Here is a 20,432-nt window from a genome sequence, read left to right as displayed (position 1 = left end):
GCCTTTTATCGAACGAAGCGTTCAGACCTTTACCGACCAGGTAATCTTGGAATCCATTAAAAATCAGAATTGTAATTACATTATCTGCAGCGTTTTTACCCGATAGGCATTCAATTCTGTCGCTTCAGGTTCCAGTTCCGTAATCAGGTAGTCTATATTTTCAAGTGAAGCCACTTTTAACCTCAATGAAGTATCCAGTTTTTCGGAAATACACAAAATAGCCGCCTTTTTTGAGGAACTCAGCATTGCTTTTTTAAGCTGGTTAATCTCCCAGTCGGTATCTGTTAAGCCATCGGTTGGATGTATGGCACTGGTTCCCAGCAGGCAAAGATCGGCATTGATCTCTGAGAGTTGATTGATGACATGCCCTCCGTAAGTTACCTGCGAGTTTTTGGAGAACAGCCCACCGATAAGGATCACCTCAACCCGGGCATATTTAGCCAGTTCTATAGCTACAAAGGGGCTGATGGTAAAAAAGGTTGCATTTAGATTCTCAGGGAGTTGCTTTGCCAACTCTATAATAGAGGTTCCGCCGCCGGTTAAAACCACCATCCCGTCTTTTATCAAAGGAATCGCTTTTCGGGCTATGCCGATCTTGGCGTCTTTGGCATATACATCGCTGTCGTCAAAGGTAGATTGGTAAGACTTTGAAAGCGCACCACCATGTACTTTGGAAAGCTGCCCTTTCTCTGCCAGTTCCTGAAGGTCCCGACGAATGGTATCTTCAGAAACATTTAGTAATTGTACAAGGTCGGAAGTCAGCACTCTGTTGTGCAGGTTAATTTGGCGCATTATAAAGTCGTGCCTTTCCTTTTTCAGCATAAAATATTTTTTAGCTAATGTAAATAAAATATCATAGAAACAAAATGCAGGTATTTGCGGATTTATGCAAATGCAATAGCGGGAAATTTCTGAAAATAGTTAGTAATTGTTTGCATTTTATTAAAAACATTTGTGATATTTACTAAAGGATTATAATTGTGCGGGTTAGTGCGTGTTTTGTAATCCTGAAAAACCGAACAAAACCAACCAACAAAACCATTACCTAACAAACCATTACCACCAACCAACACATTTTAGATTTTAATAAAAACTGGCGTTTATGAAAAAAAAATTACTCCTATTTATTGTAGGTTGTTTTTTGCTGATTGCGCAAACGTTTGCACAGCAAAAAACAATCACGGGTAAGGTCACCTCTTCCGATGATGGATTGCCTATCCCGGGTGTTTCTGTTAAATTAAAGGGAACCCAGACCGTTACCCAGACAACCTCAACTGGTACGTATTCTATTCAGGCAAAAGCGGGAGATGTACTGGTGTTCAGCTACATCGGAATGGTTCCGCAGGAAAAGAAAGTAGATGCAGCGGTGGTCAATATTGCCTTGAAACCGGATGACAAATCCTTAAATGAAGTTATTGTAACCGCCTATGGTGTAGAAAGGAATGCCAAATCATTAGGGTATTCCACTCCTAAAGTTAGCGGAGACGAAGTTACTGCGACAGGACGGGAAAATTTTATTAATGGTTTAGCAGGGAGGGCTCCTGGCGTTATTGTAAATCAAACATCCGGTGACCCCGGGGCTTCTTCGCAAATTATTCTGCGCGGTATTGTTTCTCTTACTGGTGACAATTCACCGCTAATTGTGGTAGATGGTGTGCCTGTTGATAACTCTGTATTGGCTCAAAGAAATACCGCAATGGATGGGAACAATAGGAGTCAGGATTATACGAATAGGGCATCTGATATTAATCCTGCAGATATAGAAAGTTACACCATACTGAAAGGGCCTGAGGCGACAGCGCTCTATGGGAACCTAGGAGCTAGCGGTGCCATTGTAATTACAACAAAAAAGGCCAAGGCAGGAAAATCTTCGGTGTCTTACAACGGATCGTTAAGAATAGAGACGGTTAATAATCCACCTGAAGTGCAGCAGGTGTACGGGCAGGGAGATGCTAATGGTATTTTTAACGGGGGCTCCTTCAATTTTTTTGGGCCTAAATATCCGGAGGGGGGTACGATTTATGATAATGTGGGTGCGTTTTTTAAGACGGGGCTGGCGCAAAAACATAACGTAGTGGTTGAAGGGGGAAAGGAATCCATGAGTTACAGGTGGTCTAACGAGTATACCAACAATGAGGGAACAATACCTACAACAAAATATGAAAGATTTGTTTCTTCTGTAGTAGGGGTGATACCTGTGTCCGATAAAATAAAGGTTACAACGCGCTTTAGCTATACCAACGCATTTAATAAGAAAGCGAATAAAGGTGTTCAAGGGTATCTTATGGGCTTGCTTAGGTTTCCGTCGCGGTTTGATGTGACCGATTGGATAGATCCTGTGGGTAACAGGATTACCACAACTGGCACAATTTATAATGAAAGTGACAATCCCTTTTGGGATGTAAATAAGAATCTTTCTCAGGACAAAACAAATGCCTTGATTGGAAATGCGAATATATCTTATAAACCAACCAAATGGTTGAATGTAACCGGTATTTTGGGAACAAACCTATCTAATACAGATGGTATTACTGTGTATCATGCTCAATCTTTCTCTGGTTCGGGAAGTGCGGCAAATCCTACCGGAGGAACAATAAATACTTATCAGCAGCTAAACAAGCGATTAGATGGCTCTTTAACTGCATCAGCTACTCATAGATTTGGTAAGTTCAATAATACGTATATTATTGGAGCAAATTTTTCGGATGTAAACAATACAACCAATTCTGCGAGAGGACAGAACATGTTTGATCCAAATTTCTATAGTATAAACAATACATTACCTACTACCCAGAGTGCAAGATTGGTAATTAACAGGTATAGAAATGCGGGCGCTTTTGCGCAGGCTATATTGGGTTACGAGTCGATAGTGTTTCTCACGCTTTCCGGCCGCGTTGATGCTGCATCTCGCTTAATGCCAAATAATCCTTATTTTGCTTATCCTGCGGCCAGTTTTGCTTTTAATTTTAGTGAACTGGAGGCTGTGAAGAAGCTTTCCTGGTTAAGCAATGGTAAGCTGCGGGCTTCTTACGGGATTACAGGTAAGGAACCTTATAGATTATATGCCTTAGCTACCAGGTTACAGACGGTAAATACCACAGGGGGTGGTTTTAGTTATGATGCCAATAATGGTGGAAACCTAGGGGTGGTGCCTGAGCAGACCAGAAATTTTGAAACTGGATTTGAATTAGGTTTTTTGGATGACAGAATTAGCGTCGATTTTACTTACTACCACTTAAATAGCCATAAGCAATTGGTACAGCCAAGGCTAAGCTATGCATCGGGTTTTGTATTGAGATACATGAACGGAGGAGACGTTGTTAATCAAGGACAAGAGATTCAATTGAAAGGCTCTCCATTTAGATCGAAAGATTTCAATTGGGATATGACCTTTAACTTTACACGAAACAGGGGTAAAGTATCTTCTATTTCCGAGGAACTGCCAGAATATTACGATTCTGATACCTGGGTTGCCAATGGTGTAAGAAGTGCAGTGTTTCCGGGCTCAAGTACACTTGCATTGGGTGGTTGGGTAAACCGGAAAAATAAAAATGGAGATTATTTAATTAATCCTGCTACTGGTTTACCTATGCTGGCCAGCGATCAGGACTTCCCGGTTATTGCCGATAGGACACCAAACTTCACTTTGGGTTTTTCAAATAATATACGTTATAAAAACTTCAATGTATCCTTCCTGCTCGACTTGAGAGTTGGTGGCGATGTTTATAACCAGACACAATACGAACTCTACAGGAGAGGGCTAAGTGTTAAAACATTGGATAGAGACGTACCTCGTGTAGTTACAGGAGTGTTAAATGATGGCTTACAGGATAGCGATAACCCTACCAGAAATACCATTTTGGTAACACCTTCTGCTAACACTAATTACTATACCTCTACTGTGGCTGGAATATCACCAGAAATGTTTGTAGAAAAGGATGTTAATGCACTTAGACTAAGAGACATTACAGTTGCATATGATTTTCCTGCAAAAATGTTTAGTAATACCAGTTTTATACGAAATCTTGGAGCTTATGTGACCTTGACAGACGTTTTTCTGATCACTAACTATTCTGGTATGGATCCGGATACCAATGCCAATAATCCATCATTAGGCGGAGCCGGAGGGTATGGAATTGACTATGGTAACATGGGTAGGCCGTTAGGTATTAATATTGGTCTTCGTTTAAAATTATAAGATTAAAGAGATGAAATACTTGAGAATAATAATATTAACGTTTGTTGTATTAAATATAACAAGTTGTAAGAAAATGCTGGACGTGAATAAGGATCCGGCATTTCCTCAAACTACAAAAGCAGAATACCTGCTTGCGCCTATCCAATTTCAAATGGCTAATAATACTGCAACAGATAACCGGGTTATCTTTAAATATACCCAGGATATGGTTGGTCAGGATCAAACGACATTTACTATTGCATGGGAAAAGCATGGCTATCAATCGAACAGCGATGTTGGTGGATCCATGTGGCGTATGGTTTATATCGGACTGGGTTTGAATCTTGAAGAAATGATTAAAGAGGCGGAAGCATCAAATAAGTGGACTTACGCAGGTATTGGTTATGCAATTAAAGCCTGGGGTTATCAGTTGCTTACTGACATTCACGGACCCGTGGTTTTAGATGATGTTTTTAAGAATCAGCTGGAATTTAGATATCAAGACCAACCAGAGGTATACGCTAGAGTTAGAGAGTGGAGCCAAAAAGCGCTGGAGTGTTTTAATAAGCCCGATGCTGATGGCGTTGCAGGTTTACTAGCGGGTGTATCTGGTGATCAGATTTATAAAGGCGACAGGCCAAAATGGCGAAAATTTATTTATGGTTTGCTTGCCCAGCAGTATAGTCACTTCATTAACAAGCCACAATTTAACACGCAATATGCAGATAGTGTTGTGAAATATGTTGATCTTTCTTTTGCTAATTCCACCGAGGATGCAACTATTAATTTTGGTGGTAATACCAGCGGCTCTGGTGGAGATTCAAATCCCTTTAGCCAGAATTTTGGAATTTACACGGCAACTGCCACGACTTCATCGACATTTGGCAGGATTGCCCAGCCTATTGTTAACCTTTTAACCGGTGGAGTAAGGGGAACTCCGGCAGTTGACCCTAAAACATCTGTTGATCCGAGATTAACCCGAATGATTAATCCGGTTCCATCAACAGGTATATATCGTGGTGCTTTCCCTTTTAATGGCAATGCAACCGTTCCTCACATCCTTGGGGCTTTAAGCGGCACTTCGCTTGTTCCATTTCCAGGAAAATACCTTTATTCAAATAATGCACGGTATCCCATCATGAGTTATGCGCAACTTCAATTTGCCAAAGCGGAGGCCTTGTTTAAAAAAGGGAATTCGGGAGGGGCGTTAACCGCTTATCAAAATGGAATAAGAGGCCATATGGAGTTTATTAACCTATATGGGCGAAATGGAACTCCTGCTGTGGCGGTTATTACTCCGGCGGAAATAAATGCTTATATGATAAGCTCTGAAGTAGCTCAAACCGGAACAGCTTTAACAATAGCTGACATTATGCAGCAAAAATATATTGCACAATGGGGCTGGGCTGGTATGGAGCAATGGAGTGATTTAAGAAAATATCATTATGATCCATTAATTTATAAAAACTACATACAGCTTCAATCAGGTGATTTTTTTGAAAAAAATAATGGAAAATACGCATACCGGTTAAGGCCGAGATATGCATCTGAGTATTCTTTTAATAGAAATGAATACAATAAATGGGGTTGTGGTGAGGATGGTTATCATACACTAGAAACTTGGTCTAATCTCCCATAATTAATTATTAAATATATGAAATCGATCATACAAATATTGTCAGTGATTCTCCTTACAGCCATTCTCTTTTCGTCATGCGATAAAAACGAGATCAACTACGGAGAGTTTGAAAAGTTGTCTTCTGATCAGGTTATGTTAAAGGTAAACTATAACATCGCTTATACAGCAAACCCTGGAGTTCAGATTAAAATTAATGGAGAACGTGTCAGTACTGTTATCCAAACCCGCTATCCTTATCCTGGTGGTGGCTATGGTACTCTTGGTGATTCAAGACCGGATTATTTAGTAACTAAGCCGGGCACTTCCGAAGTCTCTATTTCTATTCCTAAAAAAGGAACAAATGTAGATTCCGTAGTGCTTTATAAAACGGCTATAACAACTGAGGCAGGTAAAGCTTATACTTTGCATTTAACTGATACTGCAGCTAATACTACAAGTTTATTAGCGCTGGATAATTTTGCGCTTCCGGATTCTGGTTTCGTACGGTATAAGTTCATAAATCTGATGCCCAATGTGCCATCTGTAGATCTTTACTATGGTACAACGTTGATGCAATCCAATATTGGGTATCTGAAAGAGAGTAGCTATTTTGATATGGCAATTCCTACTACAGTATCGGGCTGGTCTGTAAGAGCTGCTGGTGGTACGACTGCATTAGCAACATATAGCAGTGCTAGTACCATTTTAAACCGACGGATTTATACGGTTTTTGCCACAGGGTATTCCGGGCGAACAGATGCGGTTCGCAAACCGTATGTTGCATTCTTCTTAACAAGATAATTTTTAATAACACAATCATTTACCTTTGGGACGTGTGCTCTGAATGCTGGTAATTGCACCGCAAGGCTCTAAGAAATCTAAAAATGGTCTCGTAAATGAACCTCCGCTAGTTTAACTGTCGGAGGTTTTTTATTTGGCGGATAGAAGCCTCAAAAATCATAGACGCTGTTGTGCGCTTTTGTGCGGCTTTATGCAACATATTTTTTACAATTCTTTTAAATATGTTTGCTTTTTGCAGGAAAAACCTGAAAAATATTGCACATATTTACATAAGTTTAATCATTTTGCGGTTATTTGCGTGTTTTGACGTCTGCGGAATGTTTAGCAATAAGAAACTTAATAATTAACCAAATAAGCTTTTATGAAAAGAAAATTACTCATTTTATTCTTGGGTACGTTTTTGCTGGTTGCACAGGCCCTTGCACAGCAAATTACAGTAACAGGTAAGGTTTCGTCTGCTGATGGGCCTGTGCCGGGGGTTTCCATTCGGGTAAAGGGAACTTCAGTGGTGGCCCAAACCAATAGCGATGGAAATTACTCTATTAAAGCTGCGACAAATGATGTCCTGGTTTTTAGCTACGTGGGTTATGCTACTGTAGAAAGAAGCGTTGGAAACAGCGCCACAATTAATGTAAGTCTTGCTGCTGATGCGAAAGGGCTTAACGAAGTGGTTGTGGTGGGGTTTGGTACACAAAAGAAAGAAAGTTTGACAGGGGCAATCACCTCTGTTGATGTTGCTAAAGTATTTGGTAACCGGCCAATAGCTGATGTCGGTAGGGGTTTACAAGGTGCTGTGCCGGGTCTTTCGGTAGTTGTACCCAGTGGTGAGGTAGGCTCAGATCCAATTATTAAGATTCGCGGCCAATTTGGTTCTGTAAATGGAAACAGTAATCCGCTGCTCTTGGTAGATAACGTAGAACTTCCCAGCATCCAGTATGTCAATCCCAACGACATTGAAAACATAACTATCTTGAAGGATGCTGCTTCAACTGCTATCTATGGTTCGAAAGCTGCTTTTGGTGTAGTTTTAATTACCACAAAAAAAGGAGCTAAAACTGATGGAAATAAATTTAGCTATTCCAATAATTTTGTGTGGCAGTCTCCATTTAAAGATTTAGATATTGCGGGTATCGATGGTTTGGAATATACCTTGGATGCACATGAAAACATGAAGCAGGTTGGTCCTGCCGGAGGTTTTTGGCGTATAGACAGAACGAGCTTCGAAAAGATCAAAGAATGGCAAGCAAAATATGGCGGTGTGGTTGGCAATAATGATCCTGTTGTGTATGGCCGTGACTGGTATTGGGACGGTGCTCAAAAATTTGGCTATAGAATTTATGACCCTGTAGAAGCGATGGTTAAAGATCATGGCTTGTCTCAAATTCATAACCTGGGTTTAAACGGTAAAAGCGGGAATACGACCTATAATCTGAGTATAGGTTATTTGGGGCAGGAGGGGATGATGAAGCCTGCCAAGCATGATGATTATAAAAGGTTTACGCCATCACTATCTTTATCAACTAAGGTTAACGATTATTTAACGGTTCGTGGTGGGGTAAGATATGCAGATGCGACAAAACGGAATCCAAATTCGTTAAACTCAGGTGGTTTTGCAGCCGATCCCTGGTTATACCTTTACCGCTGGAGCCGATTATTTCCAATTGGTGTACAAGAGAATGGCCAGGATATCATTGACCCTGCTTTCTCGGCCCGAATGTCCAATGATCAGATCCGTGCCAATAAGTTTTTGAACCTTACTCTGGGAACGACTGTTAATATAACTAAAGCCTGGAATGTAGAAGCTGATTATACCTACAATACCGAAAATGATTTGAGAACATCTTCTGTGCCATATGTGCAGGGCCGTACTACCTGGTATGGTGTTGAAGCCCTTAAAGACGCTAGCGGAGCACAGGTATATGTTGATGAAAATGGGGATGTTACCAATACAGGCGGCATGCCGGCGTATCAGTTTCCTTTAACAGATCATACAGTAAAGGCTGATACTTATTTTTCTCAAAATAATTTTCGGTCACGACGAAACACTTTTAATGTCTTATCAAACTACAATCTGGATTTAAATGATCACAAGATCAAGTTTTTGGTAGGGGCTAACATCATTGGTTTTGACTATTCCAGTCAATACTCAACCCGTGGTAACCTGTTGAACAACGACAATCCGCAATATGATTTTGCGGTTGGAACGGAAAATTCAGGAGGAACAGCCAATTGGGATTCACAAGTCGGGTTTTTTGGGCGGGTTAATTATGCATTCAAAGATAAATACCTTTTGGAGGCCACTTTGAGACGTGATGCATCTTCGAAATTTCCGACACGTTTGAAATGGCAAACTTTCCCTGGGGTTTCAGGAGGTTGGATCATCTCTAACGAAGATTTTTTGAAAGATAAGACAGCTGTATTGAGTTTTGCAAAACTTCGTGCGTCATGGGGTTTAATTGGAGATCAGTCGGTATCCAGTGCTTTAGCTATACCGGTTATGGGTATTAGCAAAAATTCATGGTTGGGTGCTGGTGGTCTTCCTAATTTTCAATTGGGTACTCCTGGTCCGTTTTCTCAGGATGTTTCATGGCAAAATATCGAGCACATGAACCTGGGGGTCGATCTGAGGTTCTTTAATAACAAGTTTGGCGTTACCGCCGAGGTGTTCCAGCGCTATACCAGGGATATGATTGTTGCAGGTGAAGCAATGCCGGCTACTTATGGCGCCTCAACCGCACCGCAGAGTAATTTGGGAGACGTGAGGACGCGGGGCTGGGAATTAAATTTAGATTTTAACCATCAATTTGACAATGGCCTTCGTTTAAGTATTGATGCAAATCTGGCAGATGCGGTATCCTTTATTACCAAAGGCGTGGATTATAAAGACGCTCCCGAAAACAGAATGCTGGCAACAAGTTATTCTACAGGCCAGAGGTTTGGTGATGTATATGGTTTTGTGACCGATCGCTTATATCAGAAAGAGGACTTTGTTTATGATGCCAACGGTAAGTTCGTGCAAACGAATATCATATATAATGGCAACAGCAGAACGACGAATAAACTTGCCGGAAGTAACCCGGTTTACCAAACCTATTTTGAAGATGGTAACCAGACCTTGCTGATCAGTCCGGGTGATGTAAAGTTTGTAGATCTCAATGGGGATGGCTATATCGATGCCGGAGATGGCACTTACGGCAATCTTGGTGACCGGACTGTAATTGGAAATACAACCCCAAGGTATCAGTATGGCTTCCGTTTTGGTGCCGACTACAAAGGGTTTGATTTGTCTGTTTTCTTCCAGGGTGTAGGGGAAAGAAAAATCTGGGGTGACGGGCAGCTGGCCATTCCTGGCTACTATTCCAAAGAAGGCGCAATGCCGCAGGCAATTGCCAAAGATTATTGGAAACCAGACCGTACCGACGCCTTTTATCCAAGAGCATGGAATTTGGGTGGTGCCAATGAAGGCTACGTGATGAGGCGTCAAAGCAAGTACATGTTAGACATGTCTTATCTGAAAATAAAGAACATCACCTTGGGATATAATTTGCCTGCTGCTTTACTTAAAAGCATTAAGCTGGCCAGTGCAAGGATTTATGTTTCGCTGGAAAACTTTATTACGTTTGATAAGCTGAGGGGATTGCCGATTGACCCCGAAGCGATTTCAGGAAATTCCATCCTGGGTTCTACCAGTTCAAATTATAATTTAGGCCGTACAGGTACTTCAAATCCTGCATTTAAGTCGGCTTCTGCGGGGCTTCAAGTTGGTTTTTAATTTAAAGGAAGAAAGAAAATGAAAATAGCATTTAAAATAATATTCGTTTTTATCATAATTGTTTCTGCTGGTTGTAAGAAATTTTTGGACCGGCCACCTTTGACCGTTGACAATGATGAAACAGCCTGGACGAGCGAAGAAAAAGTGCGTCTTTACGCAAACAAGTATTACACCGATTTTTTTGATGGTTATGGAAATGGTTTCACCACCGCTGGCGCACCGCTTGTTGGTTATACCAACAGCGACGATATGGTTGTGCAGGGAAATCAGCCTAACTTTACACGTTCGGTTCCTAATACTGGAATTTGGAATTATTCTATGATCCGCTCTCTTAACATCATGTTAGATCGGATAGAAACCAGAATGTCGGGTATTTTATCGGCTAGCGCAAAGGCACATTGGTTAGGTATAGGGCGGTTTTTCAGAGCATTCCGATATGCAGAACTGGTACAGGCCTACGGAGATGTCCCTTATTATACACGAGAGGTGTTTGATTCAGAACCGGATGAATTGTTTAAGGCCAGAACACCACGCAATGAAGTAATGGATCAGGTGTATGACGATATGAAATTTGCATTGCAAAATGTGCGTTTGAATGATGGAGAGCAATTTGTAAACAGGTATATTGTTGCAGGTTTTGTTTCCAGATTGGCATTAAGTGAAGGTACCTGGCAAAAATATTATTACAAGAATAATGAACGGGCCAAAAAATTTTTAGAACTGGCTGTTGAAGCTGCTGATATGGATATTTCAAGCGGCAAGTACGATATCGTCACCGATTATAAATCCCTATTTACTTCTAAAGATTTAAAGGCAAATAAGGAATGTATTTTATATAGAGGTTATGATCCTGCTGCCGGAGTTACCCATGCGATCGCATCTTATGGTAATTTGGCAGAATCAACACTTAATGGCCCTACCTCAGATTTAATTAAATCATATATTCTGACTTCTGGTGATGTTTGGCAAAATGCAAGCACTGCAACCGCGTCTTTTAATCTGGATAATTTGATAAAAACCCGTGACTCCAGGTTTGAAGCAACTTTTTACAGTAAACCAAGTCTGTTAAACAGAGGCTCCTTTTACTACATTACCAAATTTTTGCCACGGGAGGTGGAGAAACGTACGCAGGTAGATCTTTTAGGTATGCCTCCAGAATTTACGGGAGATAAAAATGAAACTGACGCCCCTGTGTTGCGTTATGCGGAAGTTTTGTTGAATTGGCTTGAAGCTAAAGCTGAATTGGCTACCCTGGGTGGAACGCCTATAGTGCAAAATGACATAGATAAAACGATCAATAAAATCAGACTCAGGCCATTGGCTCCAGAAGCAGTAACCAGAGGAGTAACATTGACTGCTCCCCTTAGCCTGGCAGCCCTCCCAGCAGATCCAGGTAGAGACCCACAAGTTTCAGCTTTATTGTGGGAGATCAGAAGAGAACGCAGAATGGAATTTGCGTTTGAAATTTTCCGTTTGGCAGATTTGAAGAGATGGTCTAAATTGGAATATATGGACAATGACCTGAACACGGATTTAATATCTGGAGGATGGGTTGATTTCCCTGCACAACTACCTGCTGCTTTAACTGCTGCGAATATTGGTAAAATTGCTGTAATAAGCACAACTGGAGTGGAGACCGTTTACAATGGAACCAACGCTGCGGCTATGAAAGGTTTTTATAAAAATACAGCAAATAAGAACCGTTTACCCTTTTTAAATCAAGTCAATATAAATCCTTATTTGGTGCCTATTGGAATTTCAGAAATCGACTTCTATGCGTCCAAAGGGTATAAATTGCAGCAAACACAGGGCTGGCCGCAAAATTAGAAATATATAAGCTTTATTATTAATAATAAACGATATCATATGAAACTAACATATAAAACATCAAAAATATGGCTCCTGGCAACCTTTATGGGGATGCTGACCCTGGCTTCATGTAAAGATGATTTCCCGGAAGCAATGGACACTTCTTCCCAAATGACTGTTTTGAACTCAATTAAAATCATGAATGCAGGAGCCAATGGAACTACAGTGCTGGAGGGAGTTGTTGATGAAGATGCAAAGACGGTCTCATTTCCCAGAATAGACCCAGCTACTAATTTCTCTAATCTTAAATTTGAGGCCAGTGTATCGGAAGGGGCTAAGTTGAGCCAGGATACTTATCCGGTTGTATTTGAAGAGGGGAAATCGGAGCAAACTATTACCATTAAAGTTTTAAATTCTCCGCGTTATCGCGATTATTTTGTTAAATTAAGGTTAAAAGTACCAGTATTCGGGGCTGATTTTGAAAAAGGAGCTACTTATGACTTTACCAGCAATCCATTGGGAAGTCCGATTTACGATGCCTTTACCGGTGCATTAACCAGGGGTAGCGGATTTGATGGACAAAAAGTCCTGGTTGTTAGAAGAGAAGCACCACATTTGTTGAACGTATCTGAGCTGAAGACCGGGACAATCAACAAAATTCTGTTAAATATGACAGGTGTTTCGCAGGGGACCTTTATTACGAATATGGGCGCCCAGGTAAACGGTCATACCTATATCGCAAATCTCTCTGGCAATACCGCTGCCAGCCCATTAAAAGTTTACCATTGGACTGATCCAGCCGTTGCCCCGCAAGTAATCGCGAATATCAATGTTGGAACTATAACCGGAGCTGGAGTTAGACATGGTGACAATTTTTCAGTAAGCTTGGATGATCAGGGGAATGGCTACCTCTTCTTTGGTGACAATGCCGGCACTAAAATATTAAGATTTGATGTTGCTAATTATATCACAGTTAGTAATCCGGTTGCTTTCGCAATTCCAGTTACAGGAGCTGGATCCTGGACTTCGTACAATCGGATTGGGAATACCAGCGAGTATATATTTACTGGTCACGATGCACCTGTTGCATTGGTATCCGAAGGAGGGGCAGCTGCATTTACTATGAGTAGAACGGCTATTCCTATAAGAAGCTCAGATGCACGCGTCGTTAACTTTAATGGCGAACGTTATCTGATTGTTACCACAGCAGCAAGAACCGGCGCAGAGGCTACTAACTTCATGGTTTACGACATTACGAAAGGCGCAGATGTAAAGGAGGCATTGACTAACTTAAATAATCAACCTGTTGTTAATGCTGTATTTAATTATTCATTAATGGGGCCTGTAAATACCTCCCCATCTTCACAAACAGGTTTTTATGTTAAAAAAGACGCAACGGGCAAGGATGAATCTTTATTGCTTTATGCTGGCGCAAATGACACGGGGTTTGTGTTCTTTGAATTTCCAAAGAAAGTTGCTTTAGATTAAACAGTGATGAAATTTAAATCTATGAAAAAAAATAACCTACATCTGGTGGCAGTGCTGATATTGGCACTGCTGCTGAACGCCTGTAAGAAAGGCGGAGGCGGCACTACACCTGATCCGGTAGACCCGCCAGTTGAAACGGGGCTTGTTTTCCCTAAAAAAGAAATGAGGGCAGTTTGGATTGCTTCTGTTTACGGCCTGGACTGGCCACAGGGGGTGTATACCATGGCAAACCAGAAGCAGCAATACATCAATTACCTTGAAAAGTTCAAACAACTTAATATTAATGCGATCTATTTTCAGGTAAAGGGAATGGGAGATGCATTTTATAATTCCGCCTATGAACCCTGGAGTGCATCCATAACAGGAACCAGGGGGACCGATCCGGGATATGACGTGCTTAAGTTTATGATTGATGAGGCGCATGCCAGGGATATTGAATTTCACGCCTGGATGAACCCGTATCGGATAGCAACACGTGCTAATTCTGGTAGCGCATTCCCTGCCCTTCATTCTTCGGTTAAACCGGAATGGGTGATGGACTTCCCGACTATACGTATTTATAACCCTGCGTTGCCTGAAGTGAGGCAGCGCCTGGTTGATATTGTTAAAGAAACCATAACTAAATATGATGTAGACGGGATACATTTTGATGATTATTTTTATCCGGAAGGCGAAACCTTTTCAGATCAGGCAGATTTTACAAAGTACGGTGCAGGTATAAACACCATTCAGGATTTTAGAAGAGATAACGTGAATAAGGCAATTAAAGGTGTATATGATGCTATAGTAGCCACTAAACCCGGGGTAGTATTTTCTGTTTCGCCTGCTCCAGACATCAATAAAAATTTCAATACGCTCTATGCTGACGTTAAGAAATGGAACCAGGAGGGTTGGGTGGATGTAGTTATTCCCCAATTATACCAGGAGATAGGAAACCAATACAACGATTTTCAACTACGACTTGCTGAGTGGACTAATAACAGCTTCAAAGCTGCGTTAATGGTTGGACATGGTTTTTATAAATTCGGAGACGCCACTGCACCTGCGGCTTTTCAGTCGTCAACAGAATTACAGAGGCAATTTGATCTGACCAGATTGAATAAGAAGGTAGTAGGTAATGCAATGTATAGCGCTAAATATCTTGACTTGAATAAGGTCGGTATTACAGATAAACTGGCCGCTATTTACAAAGACCCGGCTGTAATGCCGTTTTTAGGTCGTAGTGTTGCTGCGGCCCCGGTTGCAGCAACAAACGTTAGGATAGAAAGTGGAGAGTTGAAATGGAATGCTTCTGGAAGCGTGAAATCAGTGGTTTATTACTTTTCTGATTTAAAGAAAGAAGGAAAAGTACTAACGATAACTAAAGGTAGTAGCATTTCAATTAACACGGCCGGATATTATTCTGTTTCAACATTGAATATAGATAATCAGGAAAGTAAGCCTTCTGAAGCCATAGAGAAAAAATAGAGAATTCTATGTTACACCGCTGGTTGCGTTATTGTGCGTTAACCTGCGGTGTTTCTCATGCAAATGTAAATATATTGAATATAGCTTTTAAGGAGTAACCTTTTTTACGGCTAATTGTTGCAATTTAGTATGTGCGGTTATTTGCGGGTTTTGTGTGCCCTTATAACCCGATAAAACTTATTGCTAACTAAAATTCCGCTATGAAAAGAAAACTACTCCTGTTATTTATGGGCGTATTTGTGCTTGCCTCACAGGCCATTGCCCAAAAAGTAACTGTTACCGGAAAGGTAACTGGCGCAGATGACGGGCTACCCTTACCCGGCGTCTCCATTAAAATCAAATCAACCACTACTGTGGTGCAAACCAACTCCACAGGTGCCTACAGCATTCAGGCCGCACCAACAGATGTTCTGGTGTTCTCCTTTATCGGCATGGTGCCGCAAGAGAAAGCCGTAGGCAGCAACACCACCATCAATGTTGTTCTGGCCCCTGAATCGGAATCGCTGCAGGAAGTGGTGGTTACTGCATTGGGTATCAGGCAGCAAAGAAGATCATTGGGCTATGCAACCCAGGAAATAAAGGCTGCTGATATTGCCAATACCAACCAATCTAATATGCTGAATGCATTAAAGGCAAAGGCTTCCGGAGTACAAATTACCAGTACCGGTGGTGCTGCCGGAGCAGGTACCAGAATCCAGATCAGGGGGGTCAACTCCTTAAATCCTTCGGCAAATAACCAGCCCTTGTTTGTGGTAGATGGTATCCCAATCTCTAACAATACCGACCAGATTGCGGTGAACAACGACAATTTCCAGAACACCAACCGTGCTGCAGACATTAACCCGGATGATATTGAATCAATGACCATTCTGAAAGGACCTGCTGCTTCTGTGCTATACGGCTTGCGTGCTGCCAACGGTGCGGTAATCATTACCACCAAATCTGGCAAGGGTGGGAAACCTTCTTTTAGCTTTAAATCATCTTACAGCTTCGACGATGTAGTGACCAAGCCTGATATCCAGACTACCTACGGGCAGGGCAACAATGGTGCTGTAGTGGCTAGTATCAATACCTGGGGGCCTAAAATTGAAGGACAGCCGGTTTACAATCCTTACGATCTTTTTTTCAAGACCGGCCATCAGGCGCAAAATTCCTTTACCTTTAGCGGGGGGAACGAAAGTGCAACTTATTTTACCTCCATATCTAACGCCGATCAAAAGGGTGTGGTGCCCAATTCTGATTATGGAAAGACTTCCATCAGGCTGGCCGGAACATTAAAAGCTTCTGATAAATTTAAATTTGAAGGTTCTGCCAACTATATCAATTCGGGCGGGCAAAACCCACGGACCGGTATTTCATCTGGTACCATCTTTTACCTGATGCGCCATACCAATACCGTTGACCCTCGGGATTACCTGAACCCTGATGGAACAGAGAAAACGTACAACGCGTCTATCCAGAATCCGTTCTATTTCACTGAAAATGCCTTTATGAAAGACAATGTGAACAGGATATTGGGAAATCTTGGTGCCGAATTTAAGGCCAACGACTGGCTCACCTTTAACTATAAAGCCGGTATAGACCACTACACAGATTTTAGGCAGATCTACAACGAGGTTGGTTTGCTGATCAGCACTTTGGGTTCTATGACAGAACAAAGAATCAGCTATAACGAGATCAACTCCAATTTCTTTGCCAGGGCCAACAAGCAATTCGGAGAGAAATGGAATGTAAACTTGTTACTGGGTCATTCTTTTACCCATATCAACGGAACCAACCTTTCATTGAATGGCACACAGGCGGTAGTGCCAAATGTAGAGAGCATCAACAACTACAATGTTTATAACCCTACTACTTTTCCTTCGAAGAAAAACATCATAGGTGTATTTGGTGACCTTACTGTATCCTACGACAATACCATATTCCTGAATGCAACAGCCCGGAACGACTGGTCATCTACACTTCCGGCGGCCAACCGCTCTTTCTTTTATCCATCAACCAGCCTGTCGTATGTGTTTACCGAAACATTGGGCCTTAAAGACAATCCGATATTTAACTATGGTAAGTTAAGGTTGTCTTATGCAGAGGTGGGTAAAGATGCCGATCCTTATCAGATTGGCGAATACTTTTCTACTATCCAGGCCTTTAGTGGGGTAACCGGTGTAAGAAGGGACATTAAAGTAGGGTCTGAAACTTTGAGGCCTGAAAGGACCAAAGGCCTGGAATTTGGTGGCGAGTTCCATTTCCTGAAAAGCCGCATTACCCTGGATGCAAATTATGCTATCCTGAACAGTATTGACCAGATTGTGCCAGTTCCGATCAGCTATGCTTCAGGTTTCGATATCTTCGTAACCAATGCGGGCAAGATCAGGAACAGGTCGCTCGAATTTTTATTGAATGCCAACATTATCAATAACGAAAATTTTAAATGGGACATCAATGCAAACTGGTCCAGAACAGTTGGGCGTGTATTGTCTATGCCTCCGGGAGTAAGCGAGATCCAGTTTAACCCTGAAAGCCCCTGGGTAAAACAAATTATAAAAACTGGCGGCAGGCCAGGTGATTGGTACGGATGGCCTTATACCCGCGTAACTGATGGTGGTAGCCAGTACAATGGGCAGCTGATTATCGGTGCCGATGGGTATCCGATTGTGCCCCAGCCTTTGTCTAACAACTACCTTGTAGGAAATGCCTACCCGGACTGGACCGGCGGATTGGGAAGTACCCTGAAATATAAAGGCCTTACTTTCTCTTTCCTGTTTAACTTCAAAAAAGGCGGAGATGTATTCGATATTCCTAAAACACAGCGTTATACTACCGGTATAGGTGCAGAAACGCAGCTAAGAAACGCAATGGTTGTGTTTAAAGGGGTGAAAAATATAGGTACAGATGCTGCACCGAACTATGTGCCAAATGATAAAGCGGTTTTGATTGACCAGGCTTTTTATAACAATAGCTTTGCCTATCGCCTTTCAACCGAAAATAACGGTTTCCAGGATGCTTCCTGGGTAAGGCTGCAGAATGTTTCCCTTGCTTATGAATTACCAAAAGCATGGGTTGCCAAAAGCTTTATCAAATCGGCCTCGGTTAATGTATCTGCCAATAACCTTTGGCTAAGTACACCATTTAATGGCTTTGACCCTGAGGCAAGTGCTTACGGATCGGGCTCAAACTCTGTTGGATATGTAGGAACAGGTATTCCCTCAACCAGGAGTATTTTTGTTGGTTTAAATGTCAATTTCTAAGATGATGAAAACATTCAATATAAAGATGACGGCGGTACTGATAGCGGTAGCTTCGGTATTCAGCTCCTGTAAAGATGCACTCGACATCAACAACGACCCCTCAAAGTTAACCCCAGAACAGGCCAATCTGGCCGGGTTGCTCGGTTCTACCATACAGTTTACGGCTACTTCCTTTTTTAACGTAGGGCAATATGGTAACAGCTATCCGCAATACCTGGCGGGTTCAAATACTTACGAGGCGAATATAGACTCCTATAATCCCTATGGGTTTGACAACATCTGGGAGTCTGGCTATCGCGATGCGATGCCTAACCTTAAAGAGATGATCACCAGGGCCGAAACCTTGGGTGCCCCGCAATATGCTGGTATTGGTAAAACACTGATGGCTTTGCTTTTGATGCAAAGCACCGACATATGGGGAGATTTGCCCTACAGCCAGGCCTTTAAAGGGGCAGCGGTGCCAAGCCCTACTTACGATAAGCAGGAAGATATCTACAATGTTTCCCTGAAAGAACTTTTGGATGGCGCTATTGCGGATCTGGCGAAGCCGGTTCCTGCAAGTGCGGCATTGAAAGTGGGTACTTCTGATCTTATTTTTGGAGGTACCATTGCCAGCTGGCAGAAAGCTGCCTACGGCGCACGTGCCCGGTACTACCTTAACCTTTCCAAAAGAAATCCTGCCGGTCTTGTAAATGCCGCTGCAGACGCTGCGCTTTCGGTAGATGAAACCCAAAGAAGTGCCATTGATGTGCAGCTCAAGTACAGTACAGAAAGACCAAGCCCATGGTATACCAACCTGGGGCAGCCGGCACTTACCGCCAAGCAGCACAGGCCATCGTACTTTATGGTTAACCTGATGAATGGTACTGGTTATTTTGCTGGTGTTATCGATCCGCGTATGCCAAAACTGTTCGATAACAATGGTGCCGCTACCTATGTTGGCAGGCCTGTAGGGGCTTTAGGTAATGAGCAGGGTGCAAACCTGGCCAATTCTGACATCACCGATAAAACCTTTTATGGTGCGCGCACTTCTCCGGTTCCTATACTTACCTACGCGGAAATGCAGTTTGTAAGAGCCGAGGCCCTGATTGCTACGAACCCAACCGAAGCTTATGCAGCCTACATCAGGGGCATAAAAGGTAATATGGAAAAACTGGGTGTGGATGCAGCTGCAATCAATGCCTATACCACCAACCCGGCGGTTACGAAATCAGGAAATATCACTATAACCGATATTATGCTGCAAAAATATATTGCCCTGTTCCTTCAAATGGAAACATGGACTGATATGCGCAGGTACCAGTACAGCGCAACTGTATATCCAGGGTTGAAAACTCCGTTTAAGAACCTGCTGGGTACTGTTTATGTGCAACGTGGCAAGTATCCGGACAATGAGCCTGGTAGAAACCCTAATGTGCCACAGGTGGCCAATCAGGCAGTGAAACTTTGGTTGTTTAACTAAATTGGAATAGAAATGAAAAAGAAGATATTGACATACGCAGCCTTGCTTATTGCATCTGCTGCATTGTTTTCTGCATGTAAAAAGAACGACGCCGATCAATGGCTCAAAGATAACGTAAATGTGATTGGAAAGGTACCTGTAATTGCCGGCTTTACCGTAAAACCACCGCAAACCACCAATGTGGCTGCTGGTGGTACTGTTCAGCTAGACCTCAGGTACTGGTCTGATGACCCGATCGATAAGATCAACTTAAGGTCTACTGTTGGTACTGGTACCCAGCAAGCAGTTTCTACCACAGCCTATCAAAAGGCTTATTCGCAAGTGAGCAAGACAGACTCCCTGTTGCTCCCTTATCCCGTGCCTGCAGGCCTTGCTGTAGGAACAGCCATTGTAATGGAGGTAGAGGTGGTAAATAAGAATACACTTACCAAGAAAACAACACTGAGCTTAAAAGTTCAGTAAGCATTCTGAAAAGCCCCGGTTGGTACCAACCGGGGCTTTTTTTATGGCGTAGTTCTCCATTTTGTCTTTATATAGCTGAAGTTTTCAACCGGTTGAAAATAAAGTGGTTAAAAAATGTTAAATTAAAACAA

At 42.1% G+C, this 20,432-nt stretch carries 11 protein-coding genes; 10 read left to right on the top strand and 1 reads right to left on the bottom strand.

The genetic code is table 11. The features are described from left to right. Nucleotides 1–75: 75 nt before the first annotated feature. On the bottom strand, nucleotides 76–822 hold the full coding sequence (locus B9A91_RS09580; RefSeq protein ID WP_084238113.1) for a DeoR/GlpR family DNA-binding transcription regulator: 747 nt from the start codon (nucleotides 820–822) through the stop codon (nucleotides 76–78). 280 nt (nucleotides 823–1,102) lie between these two features. On the opposite strand from B9A91_RS09580, the gene B9A91_RS09570 reads away from it, so the two are divergent. The 10 genes from B9A91_RS09570 (at nucleotide 1,103) to B9A91_RS09525 (ending at nucleotide 20,301) form a co-directional block, all read left to right on the top strand. Next, nucleotides 1,103–4,198 carry a SusC/RagA family TonB-linked outer membrane protein gene (locus tag B9A91_RS09570; protein WP_084238111.1) on the top strand — a complete coding sequence of 1,032 codons (3,096 nt, stop codon included), beginning with the start codon at nucleotides 1,103–1,105 and terminating at the stop codon, nucleotides 4,196–4,198. Between the two features lie 10 nt (nucleotides 4,199–4,208). Beyond that, a complete protein-coding gene (locus B9A91_RS09565) occupies nucleotides 4,209–5,816 on the top strand; it encodes a SusD/RagB family nutrient-binding outer membrane lipoprotein (protein WP_084238110.1) in 1,608 nt (535 codons plus the stop codon). Nucleotides 5,817–5,831: 15 nt separating this feature from the next. Then, complete coding sequence (locus tag B9A91_RS09560; RefSeq protein ID WP_084238109.1) at nucleotides 5,832–6,596, top strand: DUF4397 domain-containing protein; 765 nt, start codon at nucleotides 5,832–5,834, stop codon at nucleotides 6,594–6,596. Nucleotides 6,597–6,957: 361 nt separating this feature from the next. Continuing rightward, nucleotides 6,958–10,368, top strand: a complete 3,411-nt coding sequence (locus B9A91_RS09555) for a SusC/RagA family TonB-linked outer membrane protein (protein ID WP_084238108.1) — start codon at nucleotides 6,958–6,960, stop codon at nucleotides 10,366–10,368. 18 nt (nucleotides 10,369–10,386) lie between these two features. Next, nucleotides 10,387–12,195 carry a RagB/SusD family nutrient uptake outer membrane protein gene (locus tag B9A91_RS09550; protein WP_084238107.1) on the top strand — a complete coding sequence of 603 codons (1,809 nt, stop codon included), beginning with the start codon at nucleotides 10,387–10,389 and terminating at the stop codon, nucleotides 12,193–12,195. Nucleotides 12,196–12,234: 39 nt separating this feature from the next. Then, complete coding sequence (locus tag B9A91_RS09545; protein ID WP_084238106.1) at nucleotides 12,235–13,665, top strand: DUF4623 domain-containing protein; 1,431 nt, start codon at nucleotides 12,235–12,237, stop codon at nucleotides 13,663–13,665. Nucleotides 13,666–13,686: 21 nt separating this feature from the next. Continuing rightward, nucleotides 13,687–15,132 (top strand): glycoside hydrolase family 10-like protein, encoded by a 1,446-nt coding sequence (locus B9A91_RS09540; RefSeq protein WP_084239659.1) that lies wholly within the window; start codon nucleotides 13,687–13,689, stop codon nucleotides 15,130–15,132. A gap of 200 nt (nucleotides 15,133–15,332) precedes the next feature. Next, nucleotides 15,333–18,377 carry a SusC/RagA family TonB-linked outer membrane protein gene (locus tag B9A91_RS09535; protein ID WP_084238105.1) on the top strand — a complete coding sequence of 1,015 codons (3,045 nt, stop codon included), beginning with the start codon at nucleotides 15,333–15,335 and terminating at the stop codon, nucleotides 18,375–18,377. Nucleotide 18,378: 1 nt separating this feature from the next. Then, on the top strand, nucleotides 18,379–19,839 hold the full coding sequence (locus B9A91_RS09530) for a SusD/RagB family nutrient-binding outer membrane lipoprotein (protein WP_235012513.1): 1,461 nt from the start codon (nucleotides 18,379–18,381) through the stop codon (nucleotides 19,837–19,839). Nucleotides 19,840–19,851: 12 nt separating this feature from the next. Continuing rightward, entirely contained in the window at nucleotides 19,852–20,301 is a 450-nt protein-coding gene (locus tag B9A91_RS09525; protein ID WP_084238104.1) for a hypothetical protein, read from the top strand. Nucleotides 20,302–20,432 lie beyond the last annotated feature (131 nt).

Source organism: Pedobacter africanus (genome assembly GCF_900176535.1).
In the GTDB taxonomy this organism is placed as follows: Bacteria; Bacteroidota; Bacteroidia; order Sphingobacteriales; family Sphingobacteriaceae; genus Pedobacter; species Pedobacter africanus.
Note: the sequence above shows the minus strand (reverse complement) of the source record. Positions and strands in the feature narration are given on the sequence as shown.